Origin of the sequence: Pseudomonas sp. p50(2008), from assembly GCF_015351605.1 — a bacterium.
Taxonomy (GTDB): Bacteria; Pseudomonadota; Gammaproteobacteria; order Pseudomonadales; family Pseudomonadaceae; genus Aquipseudomonas.
This window is the reverse complement of the sequence record NZ_JACMYF010000009.1, coordinates 303,212-328,508: the sequence shown is the minus strand read 5'-3', so window position 1 is coordinate 328,508 and position 25,297 is coordinate 303,212. Positions and strand designations below refer to the sequence as shown.

General features: G+C 59.4%; 25 protein-coding genes and 4 tRNA genes. 23 read left to right on the top strand and 6 right to left on the bottom strand.

Translation table 11 applies throughout. The features are described 5' to 3' along the window. Nucleotides 1–16: 16 nt before the first annotated feature. Nucleotides 17–730, top strand: a complete 714-nt coding sequence (locus H7698_RS31950; protein ID WP_442966326.1) for a methyl-accepting chemotaxis protein — start codon at nt 17–19, stop codon at nt 728–730. Nucleotides 731–803: 73 nt separating this feature from the next. On the opposite strand, the gene H7698_RS25040 is transcribed toward H7698_RS31950, so the two are convergent. Continuing rightward, a complete protein-coding gene (locus H7698_RS25040; protein WP_178114302.1) occupies nt 804–1,562 on the bottom strand; it encodes a hypothetical protein in 759 nt (252 codons plus the stop codon). Nucleotides 1,563–1,955: 393 nt separating this feature from the next. Between H7698_RS25040 and H7698_RS25035 the strand changes: the two genes are divergently transcribed. The 5 genes from H7698_RS25035 (at nt 1,956) to H7698_RS25015 (ending at nt 3,926) form a co-directional block, all read left to right on the top strand. Continuing rightward, nucleotides 1,956–2,031 (top strand) — tRNA-Glu (locus tag H7698_RS25035). A gap of 3 nt (nt 2,032–2,034) precedes the next feature. Beyond that, a tRNA-Gly gene (locus H7698_RS25030) sits at nt 2,035–2,110 on the top strand. A gap of 104 nt (nt 2,111–2,214) precedes the next feature. Next, nucleotides 2,215–2,290: transfer RNA gene (locus tag H7698_RS25025), tRNA-Glu, on the top strand. A 3-nt stretch (nt 2,291–2,293) separates the two neighbouring features. Then, nucleotides 2,294–2,369: transfer RNA gene (locus tag H7698_RS25020), tRNA-Gly, on the top strand. A gap of 195 nt (nt 2,370–2,564) precedes the next feature. Continuing rightward, nucleotides 2,565–3,926, top strand: a complete 1,362-nt coding sequence (locus tag H7698_RS25015) for an MATE family efflux transporter (protein ID WP_194693112.1) — start codon at nt 2,565–2,567, stop codon at nt 3,924–3,926. A gap of 107 nt (nt 3,927–4,033) precedes the next feature. Here the strand turns inward: H7698_RS25015 and H7698_RS25010 are convergent, their stop codons facing one another. Together H7698_RS25010 and H7698_RS25005 are read right to left on the bottom strand one after the other, a co-directional pair. Further along, nucleotides 4,034–4,672, bottom strand: coding sequence for a LysE family translocator (locus H7698_RS25010; RefSeq protein WP_194693111.1), 639 nt, complete (start codon nt 4,670–4,672; stop codon nt 4,034–4,036). 166 nt (nt 4,673–4,838) lie between these two features. Further along, entirely contained in the window at nt 4,839–5,465 is a 627-nt protein-coding gene (locus tag H7698_RS25005) for an alanyl-tRNA editing protein (protein WP_194693110.1), read from the bottom strand. A gap of 88 nt (nt 5,466–5,553) precedes the next feature. Here H7698_RS25005 and H7698_RS25000 point away from each other — a divergent pair, with 88 nt between their 5' ends. Beyond that, nucleotides 5,554–6,540 (top strand): LysR family transcriptional regulator, encoded by a 987-nt coding sequence (locus tag H7698_RS25000; protein WP_194693109.1) that lies wholly within the window; start codon nt 5,554–5,556, stop codon nt 6,538–6,540. A 184-nt stretch (nt 6,541–6,724) separates the two neighbouring features. Here the strand turns inward: H7698_RS25000 and H7698_RS24995 are convergent, their stop codons facing one another. After that, nucleotides 6,725–7,132, bottom strand: coding sequence for a PA2817 family protein (locus H7698_RS24995; RefSeq protein WP_162437989.1), 408 nt, complete (start codon nt 7,130–7,132; stop codon nt 6,725–6,727). Nucleotides 7,133–7,206: 74 nt separating this feature from the next. Next, nucleotides 7,207–9,654 (bottom strand): acyl-CoA dehydrogenase, encoded by a 2,448-nt coding sequence (locus H7698_RS24990; RefSeq protein WP_194693108.1) that lies wholly within the window; start codon nt 9,652–9,654, stop codon nt 7,207–7,209. Between the two features lie 249 nt (nt 9,655–9,903). Here H7698_RS24990 and H7698_RS24985 point away from each other — a divergent pair, with 249 nt between their 5' ends. From H7698_RS24985 to H7698_RS24970, 4 genes are all read left to right on the top strand, one after another. Beyond that, the gene (locus H7698_RS24985) at nt 9,904–10,563 is read left to right on the top strand and encodes a transglutaminase-like domain-containing protein (RefSeq protein ID WP_194693107.1); all 660 of its coding nucleotides are present in this window, start codon (nt 9,904–9,906) and stop codon (nt 10,561–10,563) included. A 43-nt stretch (nt 10,564–10,606) separates the two neighbouring features. Then, complete coding sequence (locus H7698_RS24980) at nt 10,607–11,230, top strand: glutathione S-transferase family protein (RefSeq protein ID WP_194693106.1); 624 nt, start codon at nt 10,607–10,609, stop codon at nt 11,228–11,230. 132 nt (nt 11,231–11,362) lie between these two features. Then, on the top strand, nt 11,363–12,295 hold the full coding sequence (locus H7698_RS24975) for an ABC transporter ATP-binding protein (protein ID WP_162437993.1): 933 nt from the start codon (nt 11,363–11,365) through the stop codon (nt 12,293–12,295). Next, nucleotides 12,292–13,071: an ABC transporter permease gene (locus tag H7698_RS24970; RefSeq protein WP_162437994.1), complete on the top strand. Its 780-nt coding sequence runs from the start codon at nt 12,292–12,294 to the stop codon at nt 13,069–13,071. Before H7698_RS24975 ends, H7698_RS24970 begins: the two co-directional genes overlap by 4 nt. A 57-nt stretch (nt 13,072–13,128) precedes the next feature. On the opposite strand, the gene H7698_RS24965 is transcribed toward H7698_RS24970, so the two are convergent. Then, the gene (locus H7698_RS24965; RefSeq protein ID WP_194693105.1) at nt 13,129–13,644 is read right to left on the bottom strand and encodes a DUF2062 domain-containing protein; all 516 of its coding nucleotides are present in this window, start codon (nt 13,642–13,644) and stop codon (nt 13,129–13,131) included. Between the two features lie 135 nt (nt 13,645–13,779). Here H7698_RS24965 and H7698_RS24960 point away from each other — a divergent pair, with 135 nt between their 5' ends. The 12 genes from H7698_RS24960 (at nt 13,780) to H7698_RS24905 (ending at nt 25,251) form a co-directional block, all read left to right on the top strand. Continuing rightward, a complete protein-coding gene (locus tag H7698_RS24960; RefSeq protein ID WP_194693104.1) occupies nt 13,780–16,014 on the top strand; it encodes a DNA internalization-related competence protein ComEC/Rec2 in 2,235 nt (744 codons plus the stop codon). Nucleotides 16,015–16,112: 98 nt separating this feature from the next. Next, nucleotides 16,113–16,748 carry a MotA/TolQ/ExbB proton channel family protein gene (locus H7698_RS24955; protein ID WP_162437997.1) on the top strand — a complete coding sequence of 212 codons (636 nt, stop codon included), beginning with the start codon at nt 16,113–16,115 and terminating at the stop codon, nt 16,746–16,748. Continuing rightward, nucleotides 16,745–17,176, top strand: coding sequence for an ExbD/TolR family protein (locus tag H7698_RS24950; RefSeq protein ID WP_162437998.1), 432 nt, complete (start codon nt 16,745–16,747; stop codon nt 17,174–17,176). The genes H7698_RS24955 and H7698_RS24950 overlap by 4 nt, the downstream gene beginning before the upstream one ends. Beyond that, nucleotides 17,176–18,186, top strand: a complete 1,011-nt coding sequence (lpxK, locus tag H7698_RS24945) for a tetraacyldisaccharide 4'-kinase (RefSeq protein WP_194693103.1) — start codon at nt 17,176–17,178, stop codon at nt 18,184–18,186. Before H7698_RS24950 ends, lpxK begins: the two co-directional genes overlap by 1 nt. A 25-nt stretch (nt 18,187–18,211) precedes the next feature. Further along, complete coding sequence (locus H7698_RS24940) at nt 18,212–18,397, top strand: Trm112 family protein (RefSeq protein ID WP_007945752.1); 186 nt, start codon at nt 18,212–18,214, stop codon at nt 18,395–18,397. Then, nucleotides 18,394–19,158 carry a 3-deoxy-manno-octulosonate cytidylyltransferase gene (gene kdsB / locus H7698_RS24935; RefSeq protein ID WP_194693102.1) on the top strand — a complete coding sequence of 255 codons (765 nt, stop codon included), beginning with the start codon at nt 18,394–18,396 and terminating at the stop codon, nt 19,156–19,158. The genes H7698_RS24940 and kdsB overlap by 4 nt, the downstream gene beginning before the upstream one ends. Further along, a complete protein-coding gene (locus tag H7698_RS24930; protein ID WP_194693101.1) occupies nt 19,158–19,622 on the top strand; it encodes a low molecular weight protein-tyrosine-phosphatase in 465 nt (154 codons plus the stop codon). The genes kdsB and H7698_RS24930 overlap by 1 nt, the downstream gene beginning before the upstream one ends. Continuing rightward, nucleotides 19,619–20,638 (top strand): UDP-N-acetylmuramate dehydrogenase, encoded by a 1,020-nt coding sequence (gene murB, locus H7698_RS24925; RefSeq protein WP_194693100.1) that lies wholly within the window; start codon nt 19,619–19,621, stop codon nt 20,636–20,638. The genes H7698_RS24930 and murB overlap by 4 nt, the downstream gene beginning before the upstream one ends. 245 nt (nt 20,639–20,883) lie before the next feature. After that, complete coding sequence (locus H7698_RS24920; protein WP_194693099.1) at nt 20,884–21,354, top strand: (2Fe-2S)-binding protein; 471 nt, start codon at nt 20,884–20,886, stop codon at nt 21,352–21,354. After that, on the top strand, nt 21,351–23,681 hold the full coding sequence (locus tag H7698_RS24915) for a xanthine dehydrogenase family protein molybdopterin-binding subunit (protein WP_194693098.1): 2,331 nt from the start codon (nt 21,351–21,353) through the stop codon (nt 23,679–23,681). The genes H7698_RS24920 and H7698_RS24915 overlap by 4 nt, the downstream gene beginning before the upstream one ends. Next, nucleotides 23,681–24,664: an XdhC family protein gene (locus H7698_RS24910; RefSeq protein ID WP_194693097.1), complete on the top strand. Its 984-nt coding sequence runs from the start codon at nt 23,681–23,683 to the stop codon at nt 24,662–24,664. Before H7698_RS24915 ends, H7698_RS24910 begins: the two co-directional genes overlap by 1 nt. After that, nucleotides 24,661–25,251 carry a nucleotidyltransferase family protein gene (locus tag H7698_RS24905; protein WP_194693096.1) on the top strand — a complete coding sequence of 197 codons (591 nt, stop codon included), beginning with the start codon at nt 24,661–24,663 and terminating at the stop codon, nt 25,249–25,251. Before H7698_RS24910 ends, H7698_RS24905 begins: the two co-directional genes overlap by 4 nt. Nucleotides 25,252–25,297: the final 46 nt, after the last annotated feature.

Here is a 25,297-nt window from a genome sequence, read left to right as displayed (position 1 = left end):
TCAGGTCGCAACGGCAATGAATCAGATGACCGCTACCGTGCACGATGTCGCGCGTAATGCGGAGGAGGCTGCCCAAGCGGCGCAGACAGCTGATGGCAAGGTTGAAAGCGGTCAACAGGTGGTGCGTCAGAGCATGGTGCGGATCGAGCAGTTGGCGGACTCCGCCACCGCAGCCAGCTCAAGTATTGAAAGCTTGAGCGCAGAGATCCAGAACATCGGTACGGTGCTCAGCGTGATCAAAAGCGTGGCTGAGCAAACCAATTTGCTGGCCCTGAATGCGGCCATCGAGGCGGCCCGGGCGGGAGAGCAGGGCAGGGGCTTTGCGGTCGTTGCCGATGAAGTCAGGGCGCTGGCCAAGCGCACCCAGCAATCCACCGAGGAAATCGAGCGTCTGGTCAGTGCCTTGCGTTCAGCGGCTCAGGCGTCGGTGCAACAGATTCAAAGCAGTGGCGAGCTGGTGAAGCTGGCGGTCAGTGATGCGCTGCAGACCGAGAGCGCGCTGGGCAGCATTGCGGCAGCGGTGTCGTTGATCCAGCAGATGAACCAGCAGATCGCGGCAGCGGCCGAGGAGCAGAGTTCAGTGGCCGAGGAGATCAATCGCAGTGTGACGAGCATCCGCGCCAGTGCGGATCAGTCTTCCCTGGCGATGCAGGGGAATGCGGCGTCGAGTATTGAGCTGGCGCAGTTGGGCGTTGAATTGAAGGGAATGGTGGGGCACTTCAGGCTGTGATATCCGCTGGGTGACAGGTTCGCGTCGAAACAAAAAAGCCACCTGATCCGGTGGCTTTTTGTTTTGCGTGGCATCAGTCGTAGATCACTTTCTTCTTCCAGTCCGCATCCGCCTCGACATCCTTGAGGCCTTCAGTCAACTGATTCACTTCGTCCTCAGCCGGTGCGGTTTTGTCCATCACCTGTGCGTTAGCGCGCGCCAGGAGCTTTTCCAGGTACTGAAGCTGCTCGGCATACACCTGTGGATCCTGCTGTTTACGCAAGTACTGCACGCCGCGTTCGAACGCCAGGCGGGCCTGCCCCGGCTGATTCTGTTGCAGGGAGTGCTGGCCAAGGTTGTTGAAGAACTCGATGTGCAACAGGACCAGGATGTGGCGAACTTCACGGATCCAGCGTTTGGCTTCATTGGTCGGCAAAAACCCGTCCTGGGAGGCGCGGGTGATCTGACCGTGAAGGGCTTCGAGCAGGAACCGTACATCTTTGGCTTTCGCTTCGGTCTGGATCGGTGCTGGCGGATTGTTGACCGGGATTGATTCGCCCTGGGCGACAAGGGTCGTCAGCTCGGCAATCCGCGTCTTGAGGCCGGCATTGGATTTTTCCAGGTTGAGCAGGCGCTGACAGACATTCAGTTCCAGTCGGGTCAACAGCAGCTTGAGTGCCGGCGTCATCAGCTGGCCGGGGAATGTCTCGGTGATTTCGCCGCAGCGACGCAGACGATCGTTGAGCTCAACCTTGGTGCGGGCCTTTTCCAGCTTGTTGTTTTCCACCACATTGTTCATGTAACCAATGGCGATCAACAGTGCGATCCCGCCAACGACGAGCAGGGTGATCATGAGTGGCGTCAACGTTAAGACCTCTTTATGGGATTCGCGATCGAGTGTAGTGGCTTGGCATTGGACCGCATAGCGCTGTACGACCGGATGAATCGGACAGTGTTCTGCTTATATCGGCCGTCTGCGTACATATATAAGCGTTGCGCGGATGGAGTCACCTTGCCATCACCTGGAACGTGACTCGACTATAACGCCTTGATGCGAGTCAGAATATAGGCGCCAGAGACCGGACGGCGGAAACCCTGGATTGGCGCCTCAAAGCTGGGCGAAGTCATTGATTTAAATAAATTTATATCAGGGGGTTGACGACCCCTCAATCCATCCATAGAATGCGCGCCACTTACAGCGTAAAGCACACAGCGAAACGCGGTAGGGAGTGAATGTTGTACGTGTGTCCCCTTCGTCTAGTGGCCTAGGACACCGCCCTTTCACGGCGGTAACAGGGGTTCGAGTCCCCTAGGGGACGCCATATGCGGGAATAGCTCAGTTGGTAGAGCACGACCTTGCCAAGGTCGGGGTCGCGAGTTCGAGTCTCGTTTCCCGCTCCAATTTTAAACAGCGTTGCTTTCGGGCAGGGCTGAGTGAAACCAGAACCAAGTCTCAGGATGCGGATCTGGGCACCGAAACACACACCATGTGTTCCGGGCAGCGTGTCCCCTTCGTCTAGTGGCCTAGGACACCGCCCTTTCACGGCGGTAACAGGGGTTCGAGTCCCCTAGGGGACGCCATTTGCGGGAATAGCTCAGTTGGTAGAGCACGACCTTGCCAAGGTCGGGGTCGCGAGTTCGAGTCTCGTTTCCCGCTCCATATTTAACAAAAACGCCGCTCAGCAATGAGCGGCGTTTTTGTTTGCGCGTTTTTTGTCTTCTTCCTTCCTGTTCGACAATTCCTACAGCGAAAAAGTGAAAATCGGAAGCGTCTGACATCACGATTCTGGAAGTTCTGGCATAACGATCAGCCCACCAGCCGTTCCGGCGAGTTTGCTAGGAGGTCGTTCCTGTGATGCCAATGAAGTTCCTGTCTTCAGTTTCGTTCCCGGAGGTCCGGGCAACGGCAATCTTGGCCCTGCCTCTCGTCGTGGGCCATGTTTGCGCCGGCCTGATAGCGCTTGTGGACAACCTGATTGCTGGCCATCACGGTACGGACACGCTGGCGGCAGTCACGCTGGGAACGGCGTTGTTATGGCTGCCGATGCTTGTGCCGATCGGCACCTTGATAGCGCTGACGGCCACCGTGGCACGTCTGCGTGGTGCAAATCGTCAGGAGGAAATAGGGCTGATATTTCGGCAAGCGTTGTGGTTGGCGCTTTTCATGGGCCTCCTGATGTTCGGCTTCCTCAGTCTGGCCCCCACGTTGCTCTCGCCTGCCGGCATCGCAGAGGAAATGATTCCGGGAGCGCAGGCGTTTTTGTATGCGGTGCGCTGGGGGAGTCCGGCGTTGACCCTGTTTTTTTGCATGCGCTATCTGTGCGAGGGGATGCACTGGATGCGGCCGACCATGTTGTTCGGTTTTGGTGGGCTGCTGGTGCTGGCGCCCTTGGGCTACATCCTGGCCAACGGCAAGTTGGGTTTCCCCAATCTCGGCGCCCAAGGCCTGGGAATCGCTTCGGCCACCATGATGTGGTTGCAAGCGCTCGTTTTCGCACTCTACCTGTGGCGCAGCAAACGTCTTGCGCACTTGCAGCTGTTTGCCCGCTTCGATCTTCCCTGCCGCGTACAAATCCTCAATCTGCTCAGAACGGGGATGCCCATAGGCATCGCCATATTGATGCAGGGCAGCCTCTTTATCGTGACTTCATTACTGATCGGGCGGCTGGGTTCAATCTATCTGTCGGCGCATCAGATTGCGGTCAACCTGGCCCAATTGTGTTTCATGATTCCGGTGGCTGTGGCGGAAGCGACGACGGTCAGGGTCGGCCATGCGCTGGGACGTGGAGATGCCAAGGGCGTCAGGCAGGCGGCCTGGGCGGGTTGCGTCATCGTCTTGCTGGCACAATCCGTCTCGGTCCTGGTCCTGTTGTTCGGGCATGAAGCCATCGCAAATCTCTACAGTCGAGACGTCGCTGTGACTGCGCTGGCATCGACGCTTTTGCTGTACACCGCTGCATTGCAGTTTCCAGATGGGTTACAGATGCTTTCAGCAGGGGCGTTGCGCGGATTACAGGACACGAAAGTGCCGATGTGGTTGGCGATTTTCTGTTACTGGGGCGTCGGCGTGCCGCTGGGGGCGGGGCTGGCGTTTGGATTGGGGTGGGGGCCTGAAGGTGTCTGGTCAGGATTAATTGTAGCCCTCACGTTGGCGACGGTATTGATGGGCTGGCGCTTTATTCATAGCAGTCGGCGGTCGCCAGCGGTGGTGAACTGAAACGAATAGGCCCGAGATCAACATTGTCGGGCCTTGTCCGAGGCATCGAGCCCCCAATTTCGCATGTTCAAAAACCTCGCATTTCTTCACGCGCTGCTGAAAAATTTTTACATCGACAGAATCAATCGCCCCGCAAACAAAATCAAAATCACCCCCATCGTGCGCTCGAACCAATGCCCCATTCGCATGAACAGCAAGCGCACCCGGTTGCTCGAAAAGAACAGCGCGACGATGACAAACCAGAGCGCGTTGACGAAGCACATCCAGACGCCGTAAAGCGCCTGAACGTTCAACGGTGTGGTGGCGCTGATGAGCGTGGTAAATATCGCCAGGAAAAACAGCGTGGCCTTGGGGTTGGTGGCGTTGGTCAGGAAGCCTGTGGTGAAGGCTTTCAGCAGCGATTGTTCGATCGCGGGTTCGTCTGCAGTCTTTTCACCCTCCAACAGGGTTTTGGGTTTGCTGCGAACGAGGCTGATACCGAGGTACAAGATGTAAGCCCCGCCCACGACCTTGGCGACTGTCAGCAACCAGGGGATTGTGTGCATCAATGCACCGACGCCGAGCAAGGTATAGAGCACATGGACCGAAATGCCCGCACCTATACCGAGCGCCGTGCAGATCCCGACGAGTCGGCCAAAGCGCACGCTCTGGCGGATGGTGACCGCAAAATCCGGTCCGGGAGCGACCACCGCCAGAAAGTGAATAGTTGCCAGCGCAAGAAACTCGCCCAGGTAATTCGACAGCATTTTCAACTCCAAAAGGTAAGGGGCGAGGCGATACCGCGGTAGGCGTTGGCCAGTTTTTTATGCAGGTCTCATCCAGACACTCGACGTCTGGCATCATGTCTTGGGTCCATCTGTCGGGGAGTCCAGGGAGCCCGGATGAACGGGCTCCAGGCAATCGCGCTGAGCTTCAGTCCACGCTGTAGTGCACTGAAAGCGTCCCTTTTTTCTGCGTGGCGGAAGCGATCGTGACGCGGCCCAGATCCTTCAGGCTGCGTACGTGGGTGCCGCCGCACCCGTAGGCGGGGAGTTCGCCGAAACCGATCTCGCGGGCGCCTTCGCGCAACGATGTCAGGCGCGGCAAGTCATGGGCAATCCATTGTTCGATGCCATGCTGAACGGTTTGAACATCGATTTCCTGTGCCGATTCGGCAGGTCGAAATTGCACGCGTCCTTCACCTGGCCAGTGATGCGCCTTGATTGGCATCCAGCCCATGGACTGGACAAGGTGACCGATCAAATGGCCGGCGGAATGCATGCGGGTATTGAATTGTCTGCGCTGCTCATCCACCCGAATCTGTGTCATGCCGGGGTTCACGGGGCGATCAACGAAATGGATGATCCGGTCCGGGTCCTGTACGACGCGCAAAACCTGGCTCTCGCCGATCCAGCCAGTATCAAAGGGTTGTCCGCCTCCTTGAGGGTGAAACAGCGTGGCCCTGAGCACCACGGCGAATTCGTTTTCTTGGGGGGTGCAGTCCAGGACCTCTACATTGGCTTTGAGGTCATCACTATGGAAAAAGAGGCGAAGCGTCATATTCCATGTCCGTCAGTATTCTGTTTTTCATTATATGAAGCGGGTAATTGCGTGATAATCCGTCCAAACATCAAAGGACTGTTGCGCTGTGAGCATAAATCTACCCCTGCCGCTACTCGGTGAAATGGCGATTTTCGTCAAGGTCGTCGAGACCGGAAGCTTCTCGGAAGCGGCTCGCCAATTGGGATCGTCGCCCTCGGCCGTCAGTCGCAGCATTTCGCGGTTGGAGAAAGCGCTGGCTACCCGCCTGTTGCAACGCACGACGCGCAAGTTGCGTTTGAGTGACGGGGGCGAGGAGGTGTTCAAGCGTTGCCAGGAGATGGTCAGTGCCGCCAAGTCGGTCATGGAAATCAGCGGCCAGTTCACCGATGAAGCTGAAGGATTAGTGCGTGTCAGCGTGCCCAAGGCGGTGGGCCGCTTCGTGATTCATCCGCACATGCCGGAGTTTTTGCGCCGTTATCCCAAGGTGGACGTGGAGCTGTTTCTCGAGGACCGCCAGGTGGATCTGATCGACGACAACGTCGACCTGGCCATCCGGATTACCGATCGCCCCCCGGCGGGGCTGGTCGGCCGTCAATTACTGACCATTGATCACATGCTGTGCGCTACGCCGCAGTACCTGGCCGAGCACGGTACGCCGACTCATCCTCATGACTTGCTTAACCACAGCTGCATCTATCTGGGAGAAACCCCGAGCGATGCGCGCTGGAAATTCAAGAAGGGCACCAAGTCGGTGACGGTGGGTGTGCGTGGGCGTTACGCCGCCAACCATACTGGCGTGCGTTTGGGCGCGGTGTTGCAGCATATCGGGATTGGCAGCCTGCCTTACTTTACTGCGCGTTATGCGCTGGAACAGGGGCTGATCGTGCAGGTCCTGCCCGACTGGACCTTTCTGGCGTCTTACCACGGTGGCGCGTGGCTGCTGCATTCGCCCACGCGCTACATGCCGCCGAAGTTGCGGGTGTTTATCGACTATCTGGTGGAGTGCCTGGAGAAAGAGCCGACCCTGGGCAAGCCGGGAAAGGCCACTGAACTTGCGGCGTATGAGTTGCCCGAGAGTGACGGGTTGCTTTGACGGGCCCCATCGCGAGCAGGCTCACTCCCCCAGGGATCCGCATCCGACGCAAATCTTGTGTTTATCGCCGATTAAATGTGGGAGTGAGCCTGCTGCGATGGCGTCCGACCAGGCACTGCTCTATTTAGCCCAAAAAAAGGCCCGCAGGTTCAACCATGCGGGCCTTTTGTATTCTGAGCGTAGATCAGTGTTTGCTGTCGTCGTTCGACATCGCCAACAACTGCTTTTCCTGATTCCAGTCGAACGGTTCGTCGTTCTGTTCGGCTTCGAAGCGACGTTCTTCCAGCGCCTGGTACAAGGCGATTTCATCATCGGGCATGTAGTGCAGGCAGTCGCCGGCGAAGTACCACAGCAGGTCGCGCGGGACCAGGTGGGCGATTTGCGGATAACGGGTGATGACCTGGCAGAGGATGTCCTGGCCCAGGTACTGGCTTTCGATCGGATCGACGGGCAGCAATGCCCGCAGTTCGTCGAAACGCTCAAGGAACAAGGCATGGCTTTCTTCGGGTACCTGCTCGGCCTCACCCACGGCGACCAGGATGCTGCGCAAGTGGTCTAGCAAAACGAGATGATCGGCAACGATGTTGGACACGAGATAAGTCCTCAAGAGCAAAACGGGCGCGGGAGTATAAAGCTCCTGCGCCCGTTTTTATAGGTGGAACGGAATCAGCGGACCTTACCTTCGGCCAGCGCCAACTCCTCTTTGTCGAAATCATCGACGTCGATCACCTTGCGTCGCGCCGTTTCGGCATCACGCAGGGTTTGTGCTTCTACCGGCTGCAACGCACCCGCCTCCAGCGCTGCATCGATGGCGTGCTCCCCGGCGGCCGGTTTGACCTGGCCACTTTTGAGCGCCACATGCAGTTTTTTCTGCAGCGGCTGCGCAGCATTCAGCAGGTTGCACGCGTGTTGCAGAGCGCCGACGGCGTCATCGGCCGACTGCGGACGGTAGCACCCACCCAGCAGTTCCTCGAGGGTCGGATCGCCCTTGGCGCGACCAATCACAGCCGCCACTTGCGCACCGAGTTTGTCCGATGGTCCCTTGTGACGACGACCGAACGGAAAGACGATCACGCGCAGCAGACAGCCCAGCACCTTATTGGGGAAGTTGGTCAGCAGTTCATCCAGCGCCCGTTCCGACTGGCCGAGACTCTCTTCCATGGCCCAGGTAAACAGCGGGGCCATATGGTCGGGAGAATCGAGATCGTGATAACGCTTGAGCGCGGCGGAAGCGAGATACATGTTGCTGAGCACATCCCCGAGGCGCGCCGACAAGCGTTCGCGACGTTTCAGTTCGCCACCCAGCAACATCATGCTGAGGTCGGCGAGCATGGCGAACGCGGCAGCCTGACGGTTCAGAGCGCGGAAGTAACCCTGGCTGAGCCCGTTGCCCGGCGCCCGCTCGAAATGGCCGAAACCAAGGTTCAACACCAGCGTGCTGGCGGCGTTGCTCACGGCAAAACCGATGTGCTGGAGCAGCAGACCATCAAATTCAATGAGCGCCTGATCCTTGTCCTCACGACCGGCAAGCGCCATTTCCTTGAGGACGAAAGGATGGCAGCGAATCGCGCCCTGACCGAAGATCATCAGGTTACGCGAAAGAATATTCGCGCCTTCCACCGTGATGAAGATCGGCGCGCCATTCCAGCTGCGACCCAGGTAATTGTTCGGTCCCATGATGATCGCTTTGCCGCCATGAACGTCCATGGCGTGACTGATGCATTCGCGTCCGCGTTCGGTGAGGTGGTACTTGAGAATCGCCGACAGCACCGACGGTTTCTCACCCAGGTCCACGGCGTTGGCGGTCAGCATTCGCGCGGCGTCCATCATCCAGGCGTTACCGCCGATGCGCGCCATGGCTTCCTGAATGCCTTCGAAGGCTGAGAGTGGCACGTTGAACTGCTCGCGAACCTGCGCATATTGCCCGGTCACCAGGCTGGTGAACTTCGCCGCGCCGGTACCCACTGCCGGGAGGGATATCGAGCGCCCGACCGACAGGCAATTCATCAACATCATCCAGCCCTTGCCGAGCATTTCCTGGCCGCCGATGAGGAATTCCAGTGGCACGAACACGTCTTTGCCGGAGTTGGGGCCGTTCATGAACGCGGCGCCCAGTGGCAGGTGACGGCGACCGATTTCAACGCCGGCAGTGTCGGTTGGAATCAGCGCCAGGCTGATGCCCAGGTCTTCCTTGTCACCCAGCAGATGGTCCGGGTCGTAGGCCTTGAATGCCAGGCCGAGAAGGGTAGCGACGGGTCCGAGGGTGATGTAGCGCTTTTCCCAGTTCAGGCGCAGGCCCAGTGTTTCCTTGCCTTCCCATTCACCTTTGCAGATAACGCCGGTATCGGGCATGGCCCCTGCATCCGAGCCCGCGAGCGGTCCGGTAAGGGCGAAGCACGGAATGTCGTCACCGCGCGCGAGGCGTGGCAGGTAGTGGTTGCGTTGTTCGTCGGTGCCGTAGTGCAACAGCAGTTCAGCAGGGCCGAGGGAGTTGGGCACCATCACGGTGGAGGCGAGGTCGCCGCTGCGAGTCGCCAGTTTCATTGCGACCTGTGAGTGGGCGTAGGCGGAGAAGCCCTTGCCACCAAATTCTTTTGGAATGATCAGGGCGAAAAAGCCGTTCTCCTTGATGTGGCTCCAGGCTGCTGGCGGCAAGTCCATGTCCTGGCCGATTTGCCAGTCGGTCACCATGGCGCAGAGTTCTTCGGTCGGACCGTCGATGAATGCCTGTTCTTCTTCGCTCAATTGCACTTTTGGATAGGACAGCAGTTTGTCCCAGTCCGGCCGGCCGCTGAACAGTTCACCATCCCACCAGACGGTGCCGGCATCGATGGCGTCGCGTTCGGTTTGCGACATTGGCGGCAGTGTTTTCTGAAACCAGCTGAACAGTGGCGCACTGAAAAATTTGCGACGCAGATCGGGCAGCAACAAAGGCGCCGCAACGGCTGCGATCAACACCCAGAGCACCAGCAATAACCATCCCGGCGCGTGACTGAATGCGCCCATCGCCACGACGTAGACGGCGACGATGCACAGTGCGGGGAGCGGGGCGGTTCGGCGGTGGGCCAGGTAGGCGATCCCGACAATCAGAACCAGTATCCACAACAACAGCATATTTAATCCTCCGTGAACCAGGGGCAAAACCAACCTTCAGAGCTTAGACGGCATCCGTAAAACAGGGTGATCAGAGCAAGGTGATTGAATTCGTGGGAAACCTTCAACGCGTTTTGCAGGATCAGTGGGCATCAGGGCGCGGCATTCGTTCGCTACCGGCGCGGCTATGCGTCCATGTTTGGCCGAAACGTCGTTATCTCTGTGCTGAAGCTGTCGCTAGACTCGTGGCTTCCCCAGGAGATTGTTCTCATGCACGAGTATCTGAGTCCCGGCCGCTTCATCGATAGTGACCATCCGTCCGTGGTGGAGTTCGCTGAAAAACATCGGGGCGCCAGTCGCGACCCGCTCGAGCAGGCGATCAATCTTTATTACGCGGTGCGCGAAGCCGTGCGCTACAACCCTTACACCTTCAGCCGCGACCCGCAAACCCTGCGCGGCAGTTATGCGCTGGCGGCCGGGGAGAGTTACTGCGTGCCCAAAGCCACGTTGCTGGCGGGTGCCGCACGACATTGCGGTATCCCTGCACGTATTGGTCTGGCGGATGTGCGCAATCACCTGTCGACGCCGCGGTTACTCGAGCTGCTCAAGAGTGATGTGTTCGCCATGCATGGCTATACCGAGTTGTTTTTGAACGGCCGCTGGGTCAAAGCCACGCCTGCGTTCAATCAAGGATTGTGTGAACTGTTCAATGTCGCGCCGCTGGAATTCGACGGGATCAACGACAGCGTTTTTCATCCCTTCAATCGCGATGGTGAGCAGTTGATGGAGTACCTGATCGATCACGGTCAGTTTACCGACGTGCCCGAAGCGTTCTTTTTCGAGCACCTGGAAAAATGCTATCCGCACCTTTTCAGCGATCAACTGCCGCCGTTGCTGGGTGATATGCAGGGCGATTTGAGTCGCTCCTGATCCGGCGTATGCTGCCTGCGCATTCATCCATAAAGAGGCGGTCATGCTGAAAATCTGGGGTCGGAAAAATTCGTCGAATGTCAGAAAGCCGTTATGGGCCGCCGAAGAACTGGGCCTGGCCTATGAGGCGATTGATGCGGGCGGCGCGTTCGGGGTGGTCGATACGCCCGAGTATCGGGCGATGAACCCTAATGGCCGTGTACCGGTTATTCAGGACGATGGTTTCGTACTTTGGGAGTCCAACGCCATCGTTCGTTACCTGATGGCCCGTCACGCCAACGACACCCATTGGTACAGGGCTGATACGCAGGCCCGCGCGGCTGCCGACAAGTGGATGGACTGGACCACCTCAAGTTTTGCCGGCCCTTTCCGCACCGTGTTCTGGGGCGTGTTGCGCACCCCGGCAGATCAGCAGGACTGGTCCGCCATCAACGCCGCTATCAAAGAGTGCAACGGCTTACTGGCGATGGCCGATGCGGCACTGGCAACCCAGCCTTACCTGTCGGGTAACGAGATCGGCATGGGCGACATTCCGCTGGGCAGTTTTATTTATGCCTGGTTCGAGATGCCGATCGAGCGTGCGCCGCAACCCCATCTGCAAGCCTGGTACGCACGGCTCAAGCAGCGTCCGGCGTATCAGAAAGCCGTCATGACCGCGTTGACTTAATACTCACTATCGACACGCTTGACTGTACTTGTGTGGCGACGACAAGCACCATTGCCTTCATGCGCTGTGGTTGTGTTAGTCGCCGCCCGCCCTTATCTATCCCTTCCTTTCCTTCTTGGTGCGTAATCCGATATGAGTTCCGCTCTGTCCATCCGGCAGCTAACCAAAACCTACGGCAACGGTTTCCAGGCCCTGAGTGGTATCGATCTGGACGTCGCTGAAGGTGACTTTTTCGCCTTGCTCGGCCCTAACGGCGCTGGCAAATCCACGACCATCGGCATTCTTTCCACCCTGGTGAACAAGACCAGCGGCACGGTGAATATCTTCGGTCACGACCTGGACAAGAACCCTGCGCAACTCAAACGCTCCATCGGCGTGGTGCCCCAGGAATTCAACTTCAACCAGTTCGAGAAGACGTTCGACATCGTCGTCACCCAGGCCGGTTACTACGGCATCCCGCCGAAGATCGCCAAGGAACGTGCTGAGCAATACCTGACCCAGCTCGGGTTGTGGGACAAGCGTGACGTGCCATCGCGCTCGTTGTCCGGCGGCATGAAGCGTCGACTGATGATCGCCCGTGCGCTGGTTCATGAGCCGCGCCTGTTGATCCTCGACGAACCGACGGCAGGGGTGGATATCGAATTGCGTCGTTCGATGTGGACCTTCCTGACCGAGCTGAACCAGAAAGGCATCACCATCATCCTCACCACGCATTATCTGGAAGAGGCTGAGCAGTTGTGCCGCAATATCGGGATCATCGATCACGGCACCATCGTCGAGAACACCAGCATGAAACAGCTGCTCGGTCAGCTGCATGTGGAGACGTTCCTGCTCGATCTGAAGAACACGCTGAACGTGGCGCCGCAGTTGCTCGGTTATCCGACCAAGCTGCTGGACAGCCACACGCTGGAGGTCCAGGTCGACAAGGCGATGGGCATCACTGCGCTGTTCACTCAACTTGCTCAGCAAAATATCGAAGTGCTGAGCCTGCGTAACAAAACCAATCGCCTCGAGGAGTTGTTCGTGTCCCTGGTGGAGAAAAATCTGTCGAAGGTGGCGGTATGAGTTCCGAGCTGCAACCCAACCTCGTTGCCCTCAATACCATCGTTTATCGCGAGGTCAGACGCTTTACCCGGATCTGGCCGCAAACACTGCTACCGCCAGCGATCACCATGGTTCTGTACTTCGTGATCTTCGGCAATCTGATCGGTCGGCAGATCGGTGATATGGGTGGCTTCACCTACATGGAATACATCGTGCCGGGCCTGATCATGATGTCGGTGATCACCAACTCCTATGGCAACGTGGTGTCGAGTTTCTTCGGCAGCAAGTTCCAGCGCTCTATCGAAGAGTTGATGGTGTCGCCGGTGTCGCCGCACACGATTCTGATCGGCTACACCTTGGGCGGCGTGTTGCGCGGTTTGATGGTCGGGGTGATCGTGACGATGCTGTCGCTGTTTTTCACCAAGCTGCAGGTGCATCACCTGGGTGTGACCGTTCTGGTGGTGGTGCTGACGGCGACGATTTTTTCGCTGCTGGGCTTCATCAACGCAGTGTTTGCACGTAACTTCGATGACATCTCGATCATCCCGACGTTTGTGCTGACGCCGCTGACGTACCTGGGTGGGGTGTTCTACTCGATCTCGTTGCTGCCTCCGTTCTGGCAGACCGTGTCCCTGGCGAATCCGGTGTTGCACATGGTCAACGCGTTCCGCTACGGCATCCTTGGCGTTTCGGATATCAAGATCAGTGTCGCGATCACGTTCATGCTGGTGGCGACGGTTGTGTTGTATATCGGTTGTGCGCGATTGCTGGTGAGTGGGCGCGGGATGCGTACTTAACCTCAGTCCGGCACCGCAAAAACAAACGGCCTCCCAAGTGGAGGCCGTTGTGCATTCTTACATCCGTTTTTTCTTGCGCCGCTTCCACTGCCGACTGACCCACCAGCGCCAATACATCATGGTCAGGCAGTAGGCCAGCGCGCCGAGCGCCAGTCCCGTCACTACCGAACCCAGCAAGAAGGGCTGCCACATCGTCGAAAGCTCGCCGCTGATCCATTCCCAGGTCAACTCGTCGGGCAAATGACGGGCAGGGATGTCCATGAGCCAGGCGCCTGTCTGGTAGGTGCAGAAAAATACCACCGGCATGGTGATCGGGTTGGTCAACCAGACCAGGCTGACGGCGATTGGAATGTTGCCGCGCACCATAATGGCGAGGGCCGCGGCAACCAGCATCTGCAACGGAATCGGCAGGAATGCCGCAAACAGCCCGACCGCCATCGCCCGGGCGACCGAGTGGCGGTTGAGGTGCCAAAGGTTCGGGTCATGCAGCAGGGTGCCAAGAAAGCGTAAGGACTTGTGTTCCCTGATGCTCGTCGGGTCTGGCATGTAACGTTTGAATAAGCGCCGGGGCATAGGGCTTCTCGGTCGGTTAAGGCGGCAAGTATGTCTGGATTCTATAAACCGCCCATTCAGACTTTGTGACAATTAATAACGATGACTGTGCGGTCGGCCAGCTAAGCCTAGGGGGGAACTCTCAAGGACGGGCTTATGCGCACAGGGATGTTAGCGCTGGCGTTGGGTCTGCTGACCCTGCGTTTTTTACCGGCTTTACCGCCGGTCTGGTTGTGGATGTTGTTGCCTGTGGCCGGTTTGATGGTGTTGCCCTTTCGGGCCTATCCATTGGCATTCTTTCTGTTCGGCTTGAGTTGGGCGGGTGCGAATGCGCAATGGGCGCTGAATGATCGCTTGGCACCCCGACTCGACGGCGAGACGCGTTGGGTGGAGGGGCGAGTGACAGGGTTGCCCCAAAACGCCGAGGGCGTGGTGCGCTTTGAGCTGACGGACAGCCATTCACGACGTTCGAAACTGCCAAAGCTGATGCGTTTGGCCTGGTACGACGGGCCGCCAGTCAACAGCGGTGAACGCTGGCGATTGGCAGTCAAATTGAAGCGTCCTGCCGGGTTACTCAACCCCCACGCCTTCGATTATGACGCCTGGCTGCTGGCTAAGGGCATCGGTGCAACTGGCACGGTCAAGGAGGGTGAAAGGCTCGCAGAGGCTCGCGGAGCCTGGCGCGACGGCATTCGCCAACGCCTGCAGAATGTCGACGCCCAAGGACGATCCGGGGCGTTGGCTGCACTGGTCCTGGGGGACGGTGCCGGGCTGAGCCGCGAAGATTGGCAAGTGCTGCAAGACACCGGAACCGTGCATTTGCTGGTCATATCCGGGCAGCACATTGGTCTGTTGGCGGGCGTCGTGTACCTGCTGATCGCCGGGTTGGCTCGCTATGGCGCATGGCCGGGTCGTTTGCCCTGGCTGCCATGGGCGTGCGGCCTCGCGTTCGGTGCTGCGGTGGGTTATGGCCTGCTCGCCGGGTTCGATGTGCCGGTGCGGCGAGCGTGTGTGATGATCGGCCTGGTGCTGTTGTGGCGCCTGCGCTTTCGCCACCTCGGCGCCTGGTGGCCGCTGTTGCTGGCACTCAACGGTGTGTTGCTGATGGATCCGCTGGCGAGCCTGCAGCCGGGTTTCTGGCTGTCCTTTGCTGCTGTTGGCGTCCTGATTTTTACCTTCGGTGGTCGGTTGGGCCCGTGGAGCTGGTGGCAAACCTGGACGCGCGCCCAATGGCTGATCGCAATCGGCTTGTGCCCGTTTCTACTGATTCTAGGCCTGCCGATCAGTATCAGCGGTCCGCTGACGAATCTGCTGGCGGTGCCCTGGATCAGTCTGTTGGTACTCCCGCCCGCGTTGCTCGGTACGCTCTTATTGCCCATTCCCTATGTGGGCGAAAGTTTGTTGTGGCTGGCGGGAGGTCTGATCGACTGGCTATTCAAAGGCCTGGCGCTGATCGCCGGGCAGTTGCCGGCCTGGGTCCCGGTTGCGATCCCGTTGTGGACGTGGGCATTGGGCACTCTGGGGGCGTTGCTGCTGCTGATGCCACGTGGCGTGCCGCTGCGTCTGGCGGGTTGGCCGCTGTTTTTGTTGCTCATCTTTCCTCCCCGTCCGGAAATCCCGGAAGGCGTAGCAGACGTCTGGCAACTGGATGTCGGCCAGGGACTGGCGATCCTTGTGCGCACGCGCCATCACACCTTGTTGTATGACGCCGGACCACGATCCGGTGATTCCGATCTGGGCGAGCGGGTAGTGCTGCCGACGTTGCGCAAACTGGGCGTCAACGCGATCGACCTGATGTTGATCAGCCACGCTCACGCCGATCACGCTGGCGGTGCGCGGGCGGTTGCCCGTGGTTTGCCCGTCAGGCAGATCGTCGGTGGCGAGCCTTTGCCTCTTGTGGATGGGCTGAGCGCTGAAGACTGCGAAAGTGGGCGGCAATGGAATTGGGATGGCGTGAACTTCCAACTCTGGCAGTGGGCATCGGCCCATGACAGCAACTCAAGGTCCTGTGTGCTGCAAATCGAGGCCGGGGGCGAGCGTTTACTGCTAACCGGTGACATAGAAGGCGCCGCCGAACGAGCACTGCTCGACAGCCCGCTGGCGGTCAGCACCGATTGGTTGCAGTCACCTCATCACGGCAGTCGCACGTCGTCTTCGATGGCCCTGCTGAACCGGTTGCAACCCAAGTCGGTGCTGATTTCCCGGGGTAACGGCAATTCCTTCGGTCATCCCCATCCAACGGTCATGGCACGCTATCGAAAAAGTGGCCTGAACATTTACGACAGCGCTGATCAAGGTGCCGTTCATCTGCAACTGGGCCGTTTCAAGCCACCCGTGACGATGCGTCAGGAACGGCGATTCTGGCGTGATCCGCCGCCGCTTCCGAAGTAACCTTGTGTGATTGACGCCCGACCGGATGCGACATCGCGGTCTTCGGTGCGCGCACCCCCTATGTTAGAGTGGCGCACTTTTTCGAGGGGACTGACACTGTGTGGGAATTGGTCAAATCCGGTGGCTGGATGATGCTGCCGATCATTCTGAGTTCCATCGCGGCGATGGCGATTGTCGCCGAGCGTCTCTGGACCCTGCGAGCCAGCCGTGTGACCCCGGAGCACTTGCTCGGGCAGGTCTGGGTCTGGATCAAGGACAAGCAACTCAATAAAGATAAGCTCAAGGAACTGCGCGCCAACTCTCCGTTGGGCGAGATCCTGGCCGCCGGCCTGGCGAACTCCAAACATGGTCGCGAGATCATGAAAGAGTGCATCGAAGAGGCGGCCGCCCGAGTCATCCATGAGCTCGAACGTTACATCAATGCGTTGGGCACCATCGCGGCCATGGCCCCGTTGCTGGGGTTGCTGGGGACGGTCCTGGGCATGATCGATATTTTCAGTGCATTCATGGGCACGGGCATGACCACCAACGCCTCCGTGCTGGCCGGTGGTATCTCCAAGGCGCTGATTACCACGGCGGCGGGCCTGATGGTCGGTATTCCTTCGGTCTTCTTCCACCGCTTCCTCCAGCGGCGGATCGATGAACTGGTGGTGGGCATGGAGCAGGAAGCAATCAAACTGGTTGAAGTGGTACAGGGTGATCGTGACGTGGACCTGGCTGAGGGCAAAGCGTGAAATTCCGCCGCAAGCAACGGGAAAATGTGGACATCAACCTCGCATCGTTGATCGACGTGGTGTTTATCCTGCTGCTGTTTTTCGTGGTCACGACCACGTTTACCCGTGAAACCCAATTGCGCGTCGAGTTGCCCGAGGCGGTCAGTGGTTCGCCTGCCGAAGATCAGCAGGCCAAGCAGCTGGACGTTGCCATCAGCGCCGAAGGCGTGTTTTCGGTCAACAATCAGATATTGCCCAAGAACGATCTGGCAACCCTGATGGACGCGCTGAAAAAAGAGTCCAACGGTGATACCAATCTGCCGCTGTCTATCAGCGCTGACGGCAAGACACAGCATCAGTCCGTCATCACCGCCATGGACGCCGCAGGCAAGCTGGGCTTCAGTCACCTGCGCATGACCACTGTCGAAGCGTCGGCGCCCGCGCCCTGATGGCCCTGTCCGATCGCTTGATTGCGGCCTGGTATGAAGGTCACCCGGCCCTGAAGTTGCTTCAGCCGCTGGAGTGGCTGTATCGGCGGGTCGTCACGAACAAGCGCAAGCGCTTTCTGGCAGGCGAGGGCGAGATCTATCAACCGCCCGTGCCGCTGATCGTGGTCGGTAACATCACTGTCGGCGGCACCGGCAAGACGCCGCTGATTCTGTGGATGATCGAGCACTGCAAGCGTAGCGGGCTGCGAGTGGGCGTGGTCAGTCGCGGCTATGGTGCAAAACCTGCGCAATTGCCCTGGCGCGTCGAGGCGGATCAAAGCGCGGAAATGGCGGGTGACGAACCGTTGTTGATCGTCCAGCGCACGGGTGTGCCCTTGATGATCGACCCGGACCGCAGTCGTGCCGTCAAAGCGTTGCTGGCGAGTGAGCCGCTGGACCTGATTCTGTCTGACGACGGCATGCAACATTATCGACTGGCCCGAGACCTCGAACTGGTGCTTATCGACGCTGCTCGTGGCCTGGGTAACCAGCGTTGCCTGCCCGCCGGGCCATTGCGCGAACCGGTCGAGCGTCTGGAAAGTGTCGACGCGTTGCTCTACAACGGCGCGGCAGACGATCGTGAGGACGGTTTCGCCTTTCAGTTGCAACCCACGGCCCTGGTCAATCTGCACAGTGGCGAAAGGCATCCCCTCGACCACTTTCCTGCCGGTCAGGCCCTGCATGCCGTGGCCGGGATAGGCAACCCGCAGCGTTTCTTCACGACGCTCGAAACGCTACACTGGCGAGCAGTCCCCCATGCTTTTGCCGACCACGCCGAATACAGCGCGCAGGCCTTGAATTTCACACCGTCATTGCCATTGGTGATGACTGAAAAGGACGCGGTGAAGTGCCGTGCCTTCGCCGCCGCCGATTGGTGGTACCTGGCGGTCGATGCTGTGCCATCGCCGGCCTTCGTGGCCTGGTTCGATACACAGCTGATGCGCCTGTTGCCGGCTCGTCTTTTGCCTTAACTCCGTTCTTATCCAGGGAATGCTCATGGACACCAAATTGCTCGACATCCTCGCTTGCCCGGTCTGCAAAGGCCCGCTCAAGCTCAGCGCCGACAAAACCGAGCTGATCAGCAAGGGCGCGGGTCTCGCGTACCCGATTCGTGACGGCATTCCGGTCATGCTCGAAACCGAAGCCCGCACCCTGACCACTGATGAGCGTCTGGATAAATGACCACAGCCTTTACCGTTGTCATTCCATCGCGTTTCGCTTCGACCCGTTTACCCGGCAAGCCCCTGCTGTTGATCGCCGGCAAACCGATGATCCAGCATGTCTGGGAACAGGCCAGCAAAAGCAGCGCCGAGCGTGTGGTGGTTGCCACTGACGACCCGCGCATCGTCGAGGCCTGCAAGGGTTTTGGCGCGCAAGTGGTGCTGACCCGTGAAGACCATAACTCGGGCACTGACCGCCTGGCGGAAGTTGCCACGAAACTGGGCCTGGCCCCGGACGCTATTGTGGTCAACGTGCAAGGTGACGAGCCGCTGATCCCTCCGAGTGTGATCGATCAGGTTGCCGCCAACCTCGCCGCGCATACCGAGGCGCGCATGGCCACCCTGGCCGAGCCGATCGAAGACGTTGAAACACTGTTCAATCCCAATGTCGTCAAGGTCGTCAGTGATATCAATGGCCTGGCGTTGACCTTCAGCCGTGCGACGTTGCCGTGGGCACGGGATGCTTTCGCCAAGAGTCGTGAGCAGTTGCCGGAAGGCGTACCGTATCGCCGGCACATTGGTATTTATGCTTACCGCGCCGGTTTCCTGCATGACTTCGTCAGCTGGGGCCCGTGCTGGCTGGAAAACACCGAATCCCTTGAGCAGCTGCGTGCCCTGTGGCACGGCGTGCGGATTCATGTGGCCGACGCGTTGATCGCCCCGCCGACCGGCGTGGATACCGCAGAAGACCTTGAACGCGTTCGTCGCCTGCTGGAGGCTTGATGCGGGTTTTGTTCGTCTGTCTGGGAAATATCTGCCGCTCGCCCACCGCGGAAGGCGTGCTACGGCATAAATTGCGTGAGGCCGGGTTGGCCGGTCAGGTGGAAGTTGCGTCCGCCGGTACCGGCGACTGGCATGTCGGCAAGGCGCCGGACAAGCGCAGCCAAGCGGCGGCCAAGCTGCGTGGTTACGACCTGTCGGCCCAGCGTGCCCAGCAGGTGAGCCGCGCTGATTTCGCCATGTACGACCTGATTCTGGCGATGGACAACAGCAACCTGCGCAACCTCAAGGCGCTGCAACCCGCCAAGGGCAAGGCCGAACTGGACCTGTTCCTGCGTCGCTACCAGAGCGAAATCGATGAAGTGCCAGACCCGTACTACGACGGTGACCAAGGGTTCGAGCAGGTGCTGGAGCTGATCGAGCGCGCCAGTGATTTGCTGGTGATCGAATTGAAGGGGCGGTTATGAGTTTGCAAATACGGCCCCAGGTGTCGCTCAAGCCGTTCAACAGTTTTGGTGTGGATGTTCAGGCCCGCTTGTTTGCCGAAGCCCACAGCGATGCCGACGTGCGCGAAGCCCTGGCGTATGCCGCCGAGCATGACGTGCCGTTATTGGTGATCGGTGGAGGCAGCAACTTGCTGCTGACGGCGGATATCCAGTCACTGGTTTTGCGCATGGCCACTCGCGGGATTCGTGTGCTGAGCGATGACGGGCGTCAGGTCGTGATTGAAGCCGAGGCTGGCGAGCCTTGGCATCCCTTTGTGCAGTCCACCCTGGCTCAAGGTCTGTCGGGACTGGAAAACCTCAGCCTGATTCCGGGCACGGTGGGCGCGGCACCGATGCAGAACATCGGCGCCTACGGTGTGGAGATCAAGGATGTGTTTGCCGGGCTCACGGCACTTGATCGACAGACTGGCGAATTGCGCGACTTCAGCTTGGCTGAATGCAATTTCGCTTACCGCGACAGCGTGTTCAAACAGGAACCGGGCCGCTGGCTGATCCTGCGAGTGCGTTTCACACTGAACCGTACCGAAGACCTGCACCTGGAATACGGGCCGGTGCGTCAACGCTTGACTGAACAAGGCATCGACCACCCGACCGCCACCGATGTCAGTCAGGCAATCTGCAGCATCCGCAGCGAGAAACTTCCGGACCCGGCGGTACTCGGTAATGCGGGCAGTTTCTTCAAAAACCCGCTGGTGCCAGCGGCTCTGGTTACCCGGCTCAAAGGCGAGTACCCGGACCTGGTGGCCTACGCGCAACCGGACGGGCAAATGAAACTCGCTGCGGGCTGGTTGATCGAGCGAGCAGGGTGGAAAGGGTTTCGCGAGGCCGATGCCGGCGTGCATAAGTTGCAGGCGCTGGTGCTGGTCAACTACGGCGATGCCACCGGCCTGCAGTTGCTGGCCCTGGCGCAACGCATCCAGAAAGACATATTGGAACGATTCCATGTCGAGCTGGAAATGGAGCCCAATCGGTATTGAGGCTACGCTTTCAAGACCCATCCCAAAGCCCTGCACACTGATCAATGTGCAGGGCTTTTTTGTTAATACTGGGTTAACTTAGCCAGCTAACGATGCAAGTATTTGCACCACCAAAGGCCCGATGCAGACGCTGTTATCTGCATAAGAGAGCCACATTAGCCTGAGTCGATCTGCGTGAACCCACCGCCATCCCCCGGCGGCAGATTGCTCGACCCCATAACCGAAGCAACAATGCGGGCGTGCCCATGATTACCCTGAAGCTTAATGGCCAAGACCTACCACTCGACGTCACCGAGGATATGCCGCTGCTCTGGGCCATTCGTGACGTGGCCGGATACAACGGCACCAAATTCGGCTGCGGCATGGGCTTGTGTGGCGCCTGCACCATTCATATCGATGGCGCCCCGGCGCGCAGCTGCATCACGCCAATCGGGTCTGTGATCGGCCAGAACGTCAGCACTATCGATAACCTTCACGCTGATCCGGTCGGGCAAGTCGTTCAGCAAGCCTGGCTGGATACCGCCGTAGCTCAGTGCGGTTTCTGCCAGGGTGGACAGATCATGTCGGCGACAGCGCTGCTCAAGGTCCATCCAGACCCCAGCGAGGAACAGATCGAAGAGGCGATGGTGGGCAATATTTGCCGCTGCGGCACTTACAACCGCATCAAGACGGCTATCCGCCAGGCCTCCACGCACTTGAAGGAGGCCAAGGCATGAGCCAGCTTCCAAATGATTTCGCGCTGAGTAATCTCAGCAACCTCAGCCGTCGCGGCTTCCTCAAAGGTGTCGGTGCCACCAGCGCGCTGGTGCTGGCGGCTAGCTGGGGCTGGCAGGACGCCTTAGCAGACGAAAAAGTGAAGCTGTTTGGCGCCGACGGCATGCCCAACGGCTGGATCGACGACCCCAAGGTGTACGTCAGCATCGCGGCTGATGGCACCGTGACCGTGGTGTGCAACCGTTCAGAAATGGGCCAGGGCGTGCGCACCAGTTTGAGCATGGTGGTGGCTGACGAGCTGGATGCCGACTGGGCGATGGTCAAGGTCCAGCAGGCGCCGGGAGACGAAGTCCGTTTCGGTAACCAGGACACTGACGGTTCACGCAGCATGCGTCACTGGTACGAGCCCATGCGCCGTTGTGGTGCCGCCGCTCGAACCATGCTGGAACAGGCCGCTGCCGAGCAGTGGAAGGTACCGGTTGGCGAATGCCGTGCGCAGTTGCACAAAGTCTTTCACAAACCGACCGGCCGGGAGCTGGGTTACGGCGCCCTGGCGGTCGCTGCCAGTGCATTGGCGGTGCCCGCTCGGGACAGCCTGAGGCTCAAGCAACCTTCGGAGTTTCGTTACATCGGCAAGGAAGGTGTAAAGGCGATCGACGGTGCCGACATCGTCAATGGTCGCGCCATCTACGGTGCCGATGTGCACTTCGACGGCATGCTCTACGCGACGATTGCACGGCCAGCGGTGTATGGCGGCAAGGTCAAATCCGTCAACTCCATCGCGGCGATGAAAGTCCCCGGGGTGATCAAGGTCATCCAGATCGAAGGCCGTCCGCTGCCGTCGGAATTTCAGCCGTTGGGGGGTGTGGCAGTCGTGGCCAGCAATACCTGGGCGGCGATCAAGGGGCGCGAGGCGCTGGAGATCGAGTGGGACGATGGCCCGAATGCCAGTTACGACTCGATCGCTTACCGCAAGGAACTGGAAGCCGCGTCGCTCAAGCCCGGTAAAGTCGTGCGCAACACGGGCAGCATCGACGAAGCCATGGGCAAGGCCGACAGCACCTTGGAGGCGTCCTACTATCTGCCGCACCTGGCGCAATCGCCCATGGAGCCAATGGTTGCCATCGCCCGATTCAAGGACGGTGTTTGCCAAGCCTGGGCGCCAAGCCAGGCGCCCCAGGTCACTCGGGAGCGCATTGGCGAACGCCTCGGCATACCGTTCGATAATGTGACGGTCAACGTCACCCTGCTGGGCGGTGGTTTTGGTCGTAAGTCCAAACCGGATTTCGTCATCGAAGCCGCCATCCTCGCCAAGGAATTCCCCGGCAAGGCGGTGCGCGTGCAATGGACCCGTGAAGACGACATCCATTGCTCCTATTTCCACACCGTGTCGGCTGAGTACCTGAAGGCCAGCCTGAATGCTGACGGTCTGCCGTCCGGCTGGTTGCACCGCACCGTCGCCCCCAGCATCACCGCGCTGTTTGCGCCAGGCATGAACCACGAAGCGGCGTTCGAGTTGGGCATGGGCTTTACCAACATGGCGTACGCGATTCCTAACGTTCGTCTGGAAAACCCGGAAGCGATGGTCCATACGCGGGTGGGTTGGTATCGCTCGGTCTCGAACATTCCTCACGGCTTTGCCATTCAGAGTTTTGTCGATGAACTGGCGCACAAGGCCGGTCAGGACCCGCTCAAGTACCAGATAAAACTGCTTGGCCCGGATCGGCAGATCGATCCACGCACCTTGAGTGAAGAGTGGAACTACGGCGAATCCCCCGAGCGTTATCCAATCGATACCGCAAGGATGCGCACCGTTCTGGAGACCGCCGCCAAGGCTGCCGGCTGGGGCCGTGAAATGCCGAAGGGCCGAGGGCTGGGTTTGGCGGTGCACTACAGTTTCGTGACCTATGTGGCGGCGGTGATCGAAGTCGAAGTCAAAGACGATGGGACGCTGATCGTGCACAAGGCCGACATTGCGGTGGATTGCGGTCCGCAGATCAACCCGGAACGTATCCGGTCGCAGTTCGAAGGCGCCTGCGTCATGGGGTTGGGTAACGCGGTTCTGGGTGAAATCAGCTTCAAGGACGGCAAGGTCCAGCAAGACAACTTCCACATGTATGAAGTGGCGCGCATGTCCCTGGCACCGAAAGAAGTCGCCGTGCATCTGGTCACGCCTCCGGGTGACGTGCCGCTTGGTGGTGTTGGCGAACCTGGCGTGCCGCCGATTGCGCCGGCACTGTGCAATGCGATCTTTGCGGCTACCGGCAAGCGTATTCGCAACCTTCCCGTGCGTTATCAGCTGCAAGGCTGGCAGAAGGCTGAAGCCTGATGGACAGCGTCGACCTGAACGTGTTGCGCAGCGTGCTCGAATGGCGTCGCGCCGGTCAGCGGGTGGTGTTGTTCAGCGTGGTCCAGACCTGGGGCACAGCACCCAGGTCGCCGGGCGCCATGCTGGCCTTGCGTGAAGACGGCGTGGTGATGGGGTCGGTGTCCGGAGGTTGTGTTGAAGATGACCTGATTGCCCGCTTGCACGACGGCCGCATCCCGGCAGAGGGGCCGCCAGTGCAGTTGATCACCTACGGCGTCACCCGCGAGGAGGCGGCGCGCTTTGGTTTGCCCTGTGGCGGCACCTTGCGTCTGACGCAGGAGCATGTTGGTGATCCGACATGGGTGGCGCAGCTGCTGGCACGCTGTGAAGCCCATGAGATTGTGGCGCGCACGCTCAGTGTCGACACCGGGGAAGTCGTTCTGGAGGCAGCTGACAAAACGGACGTTCTGACATTCGACGGGACGACGCTGCGGGCCATTTACGGTCCGCGCTGGCGTTTGTTGCTGATCGGGGCCGGCCAACTGTCCCGGTATGTCGCTGAAATGGCGCGGTTGCTGGATTTCGAAGTGCTGATCTGCGATCCGCGCAGCGAATTTGTCTACGGTTGGGAGGAGCAGCACGGGCGGTTTGTCTCGGGGATGCCGGACGAGGCCGTGTTGAACATCCAGACGGATGAACGCACGGCCATTGTTGCGCTGACCCACGATCCTCGTCTGGACGACATGGCGCTGCTCACGGCCCTCGACTCGAAAGCGTTTTATGTGGGGGCGCTGGGTTCCCGGGTCAACAGCCTGAAGCGCCGTGACAATCTGGCTCAGCTAGGCTTGTCATCAGAGGCCATCGCGCGGCTGCATGGTCCGATCGGTCTGCACATCGGCAGTCACTCGCCCGCGGAAATCGCTTTGTCGCTGATGGCCGAGATTGTCGCGATCAAGAACGGTGTCGAGCTCAAGCAGAAGAAGTTGCTGGCGGAGGATGTATGAGTGAACCCATCGGCGTTGTCGTGCTGGCGGCAGGGCAGGGCAGTCGGTTTCAACAGTTGGCAGGTGCCGGCTCCGACAAGTTGCTGGCGGACTGTACCGGGCGCGACGGCGCCGTTCGTTCGGTGATTGAGCATGTGCTGCTGAATGTGCCTGAATCACTGGAGAAGCGCGTGCTGGTGACCACCGCGGATCGCCCACAGGTCATTCGCATGGCCCAGGCGTATGGGTTTGAAATTGTGCTGATCGAATCGACCGGGATGGGGGATAGCATCGCGGCGGGGGTCGCGGCGTGTCCGCAGCAAGGCGGGTGGTTGATTGTGTTGGGGGATATGCCGTTTATCCTCCCATCGAGCATTGAGCGGGTACTGGCGGGTATGGTTGATGACACTATCAGCGTGCCGGTGCAGGACGGTGAATATGGCCATCCAGTAGGTTTTGCGGGCTCCTTCGGTCCAGGGTTGTTGGCATTGGCAGGTGATCGTGGTGCCAAGCCGCTGTTTTCCCAGGCGCGAGTAGTTGAAGTGTCGGTGGAGGATCCCGGGGTGCTGTGGGATGTGGATGTGCCTGAGGCGTTGTTCTTCAAGTAGGTGTAGTGCGTATCCAATGGATCGCGCGATGTATCAAATGCCATAA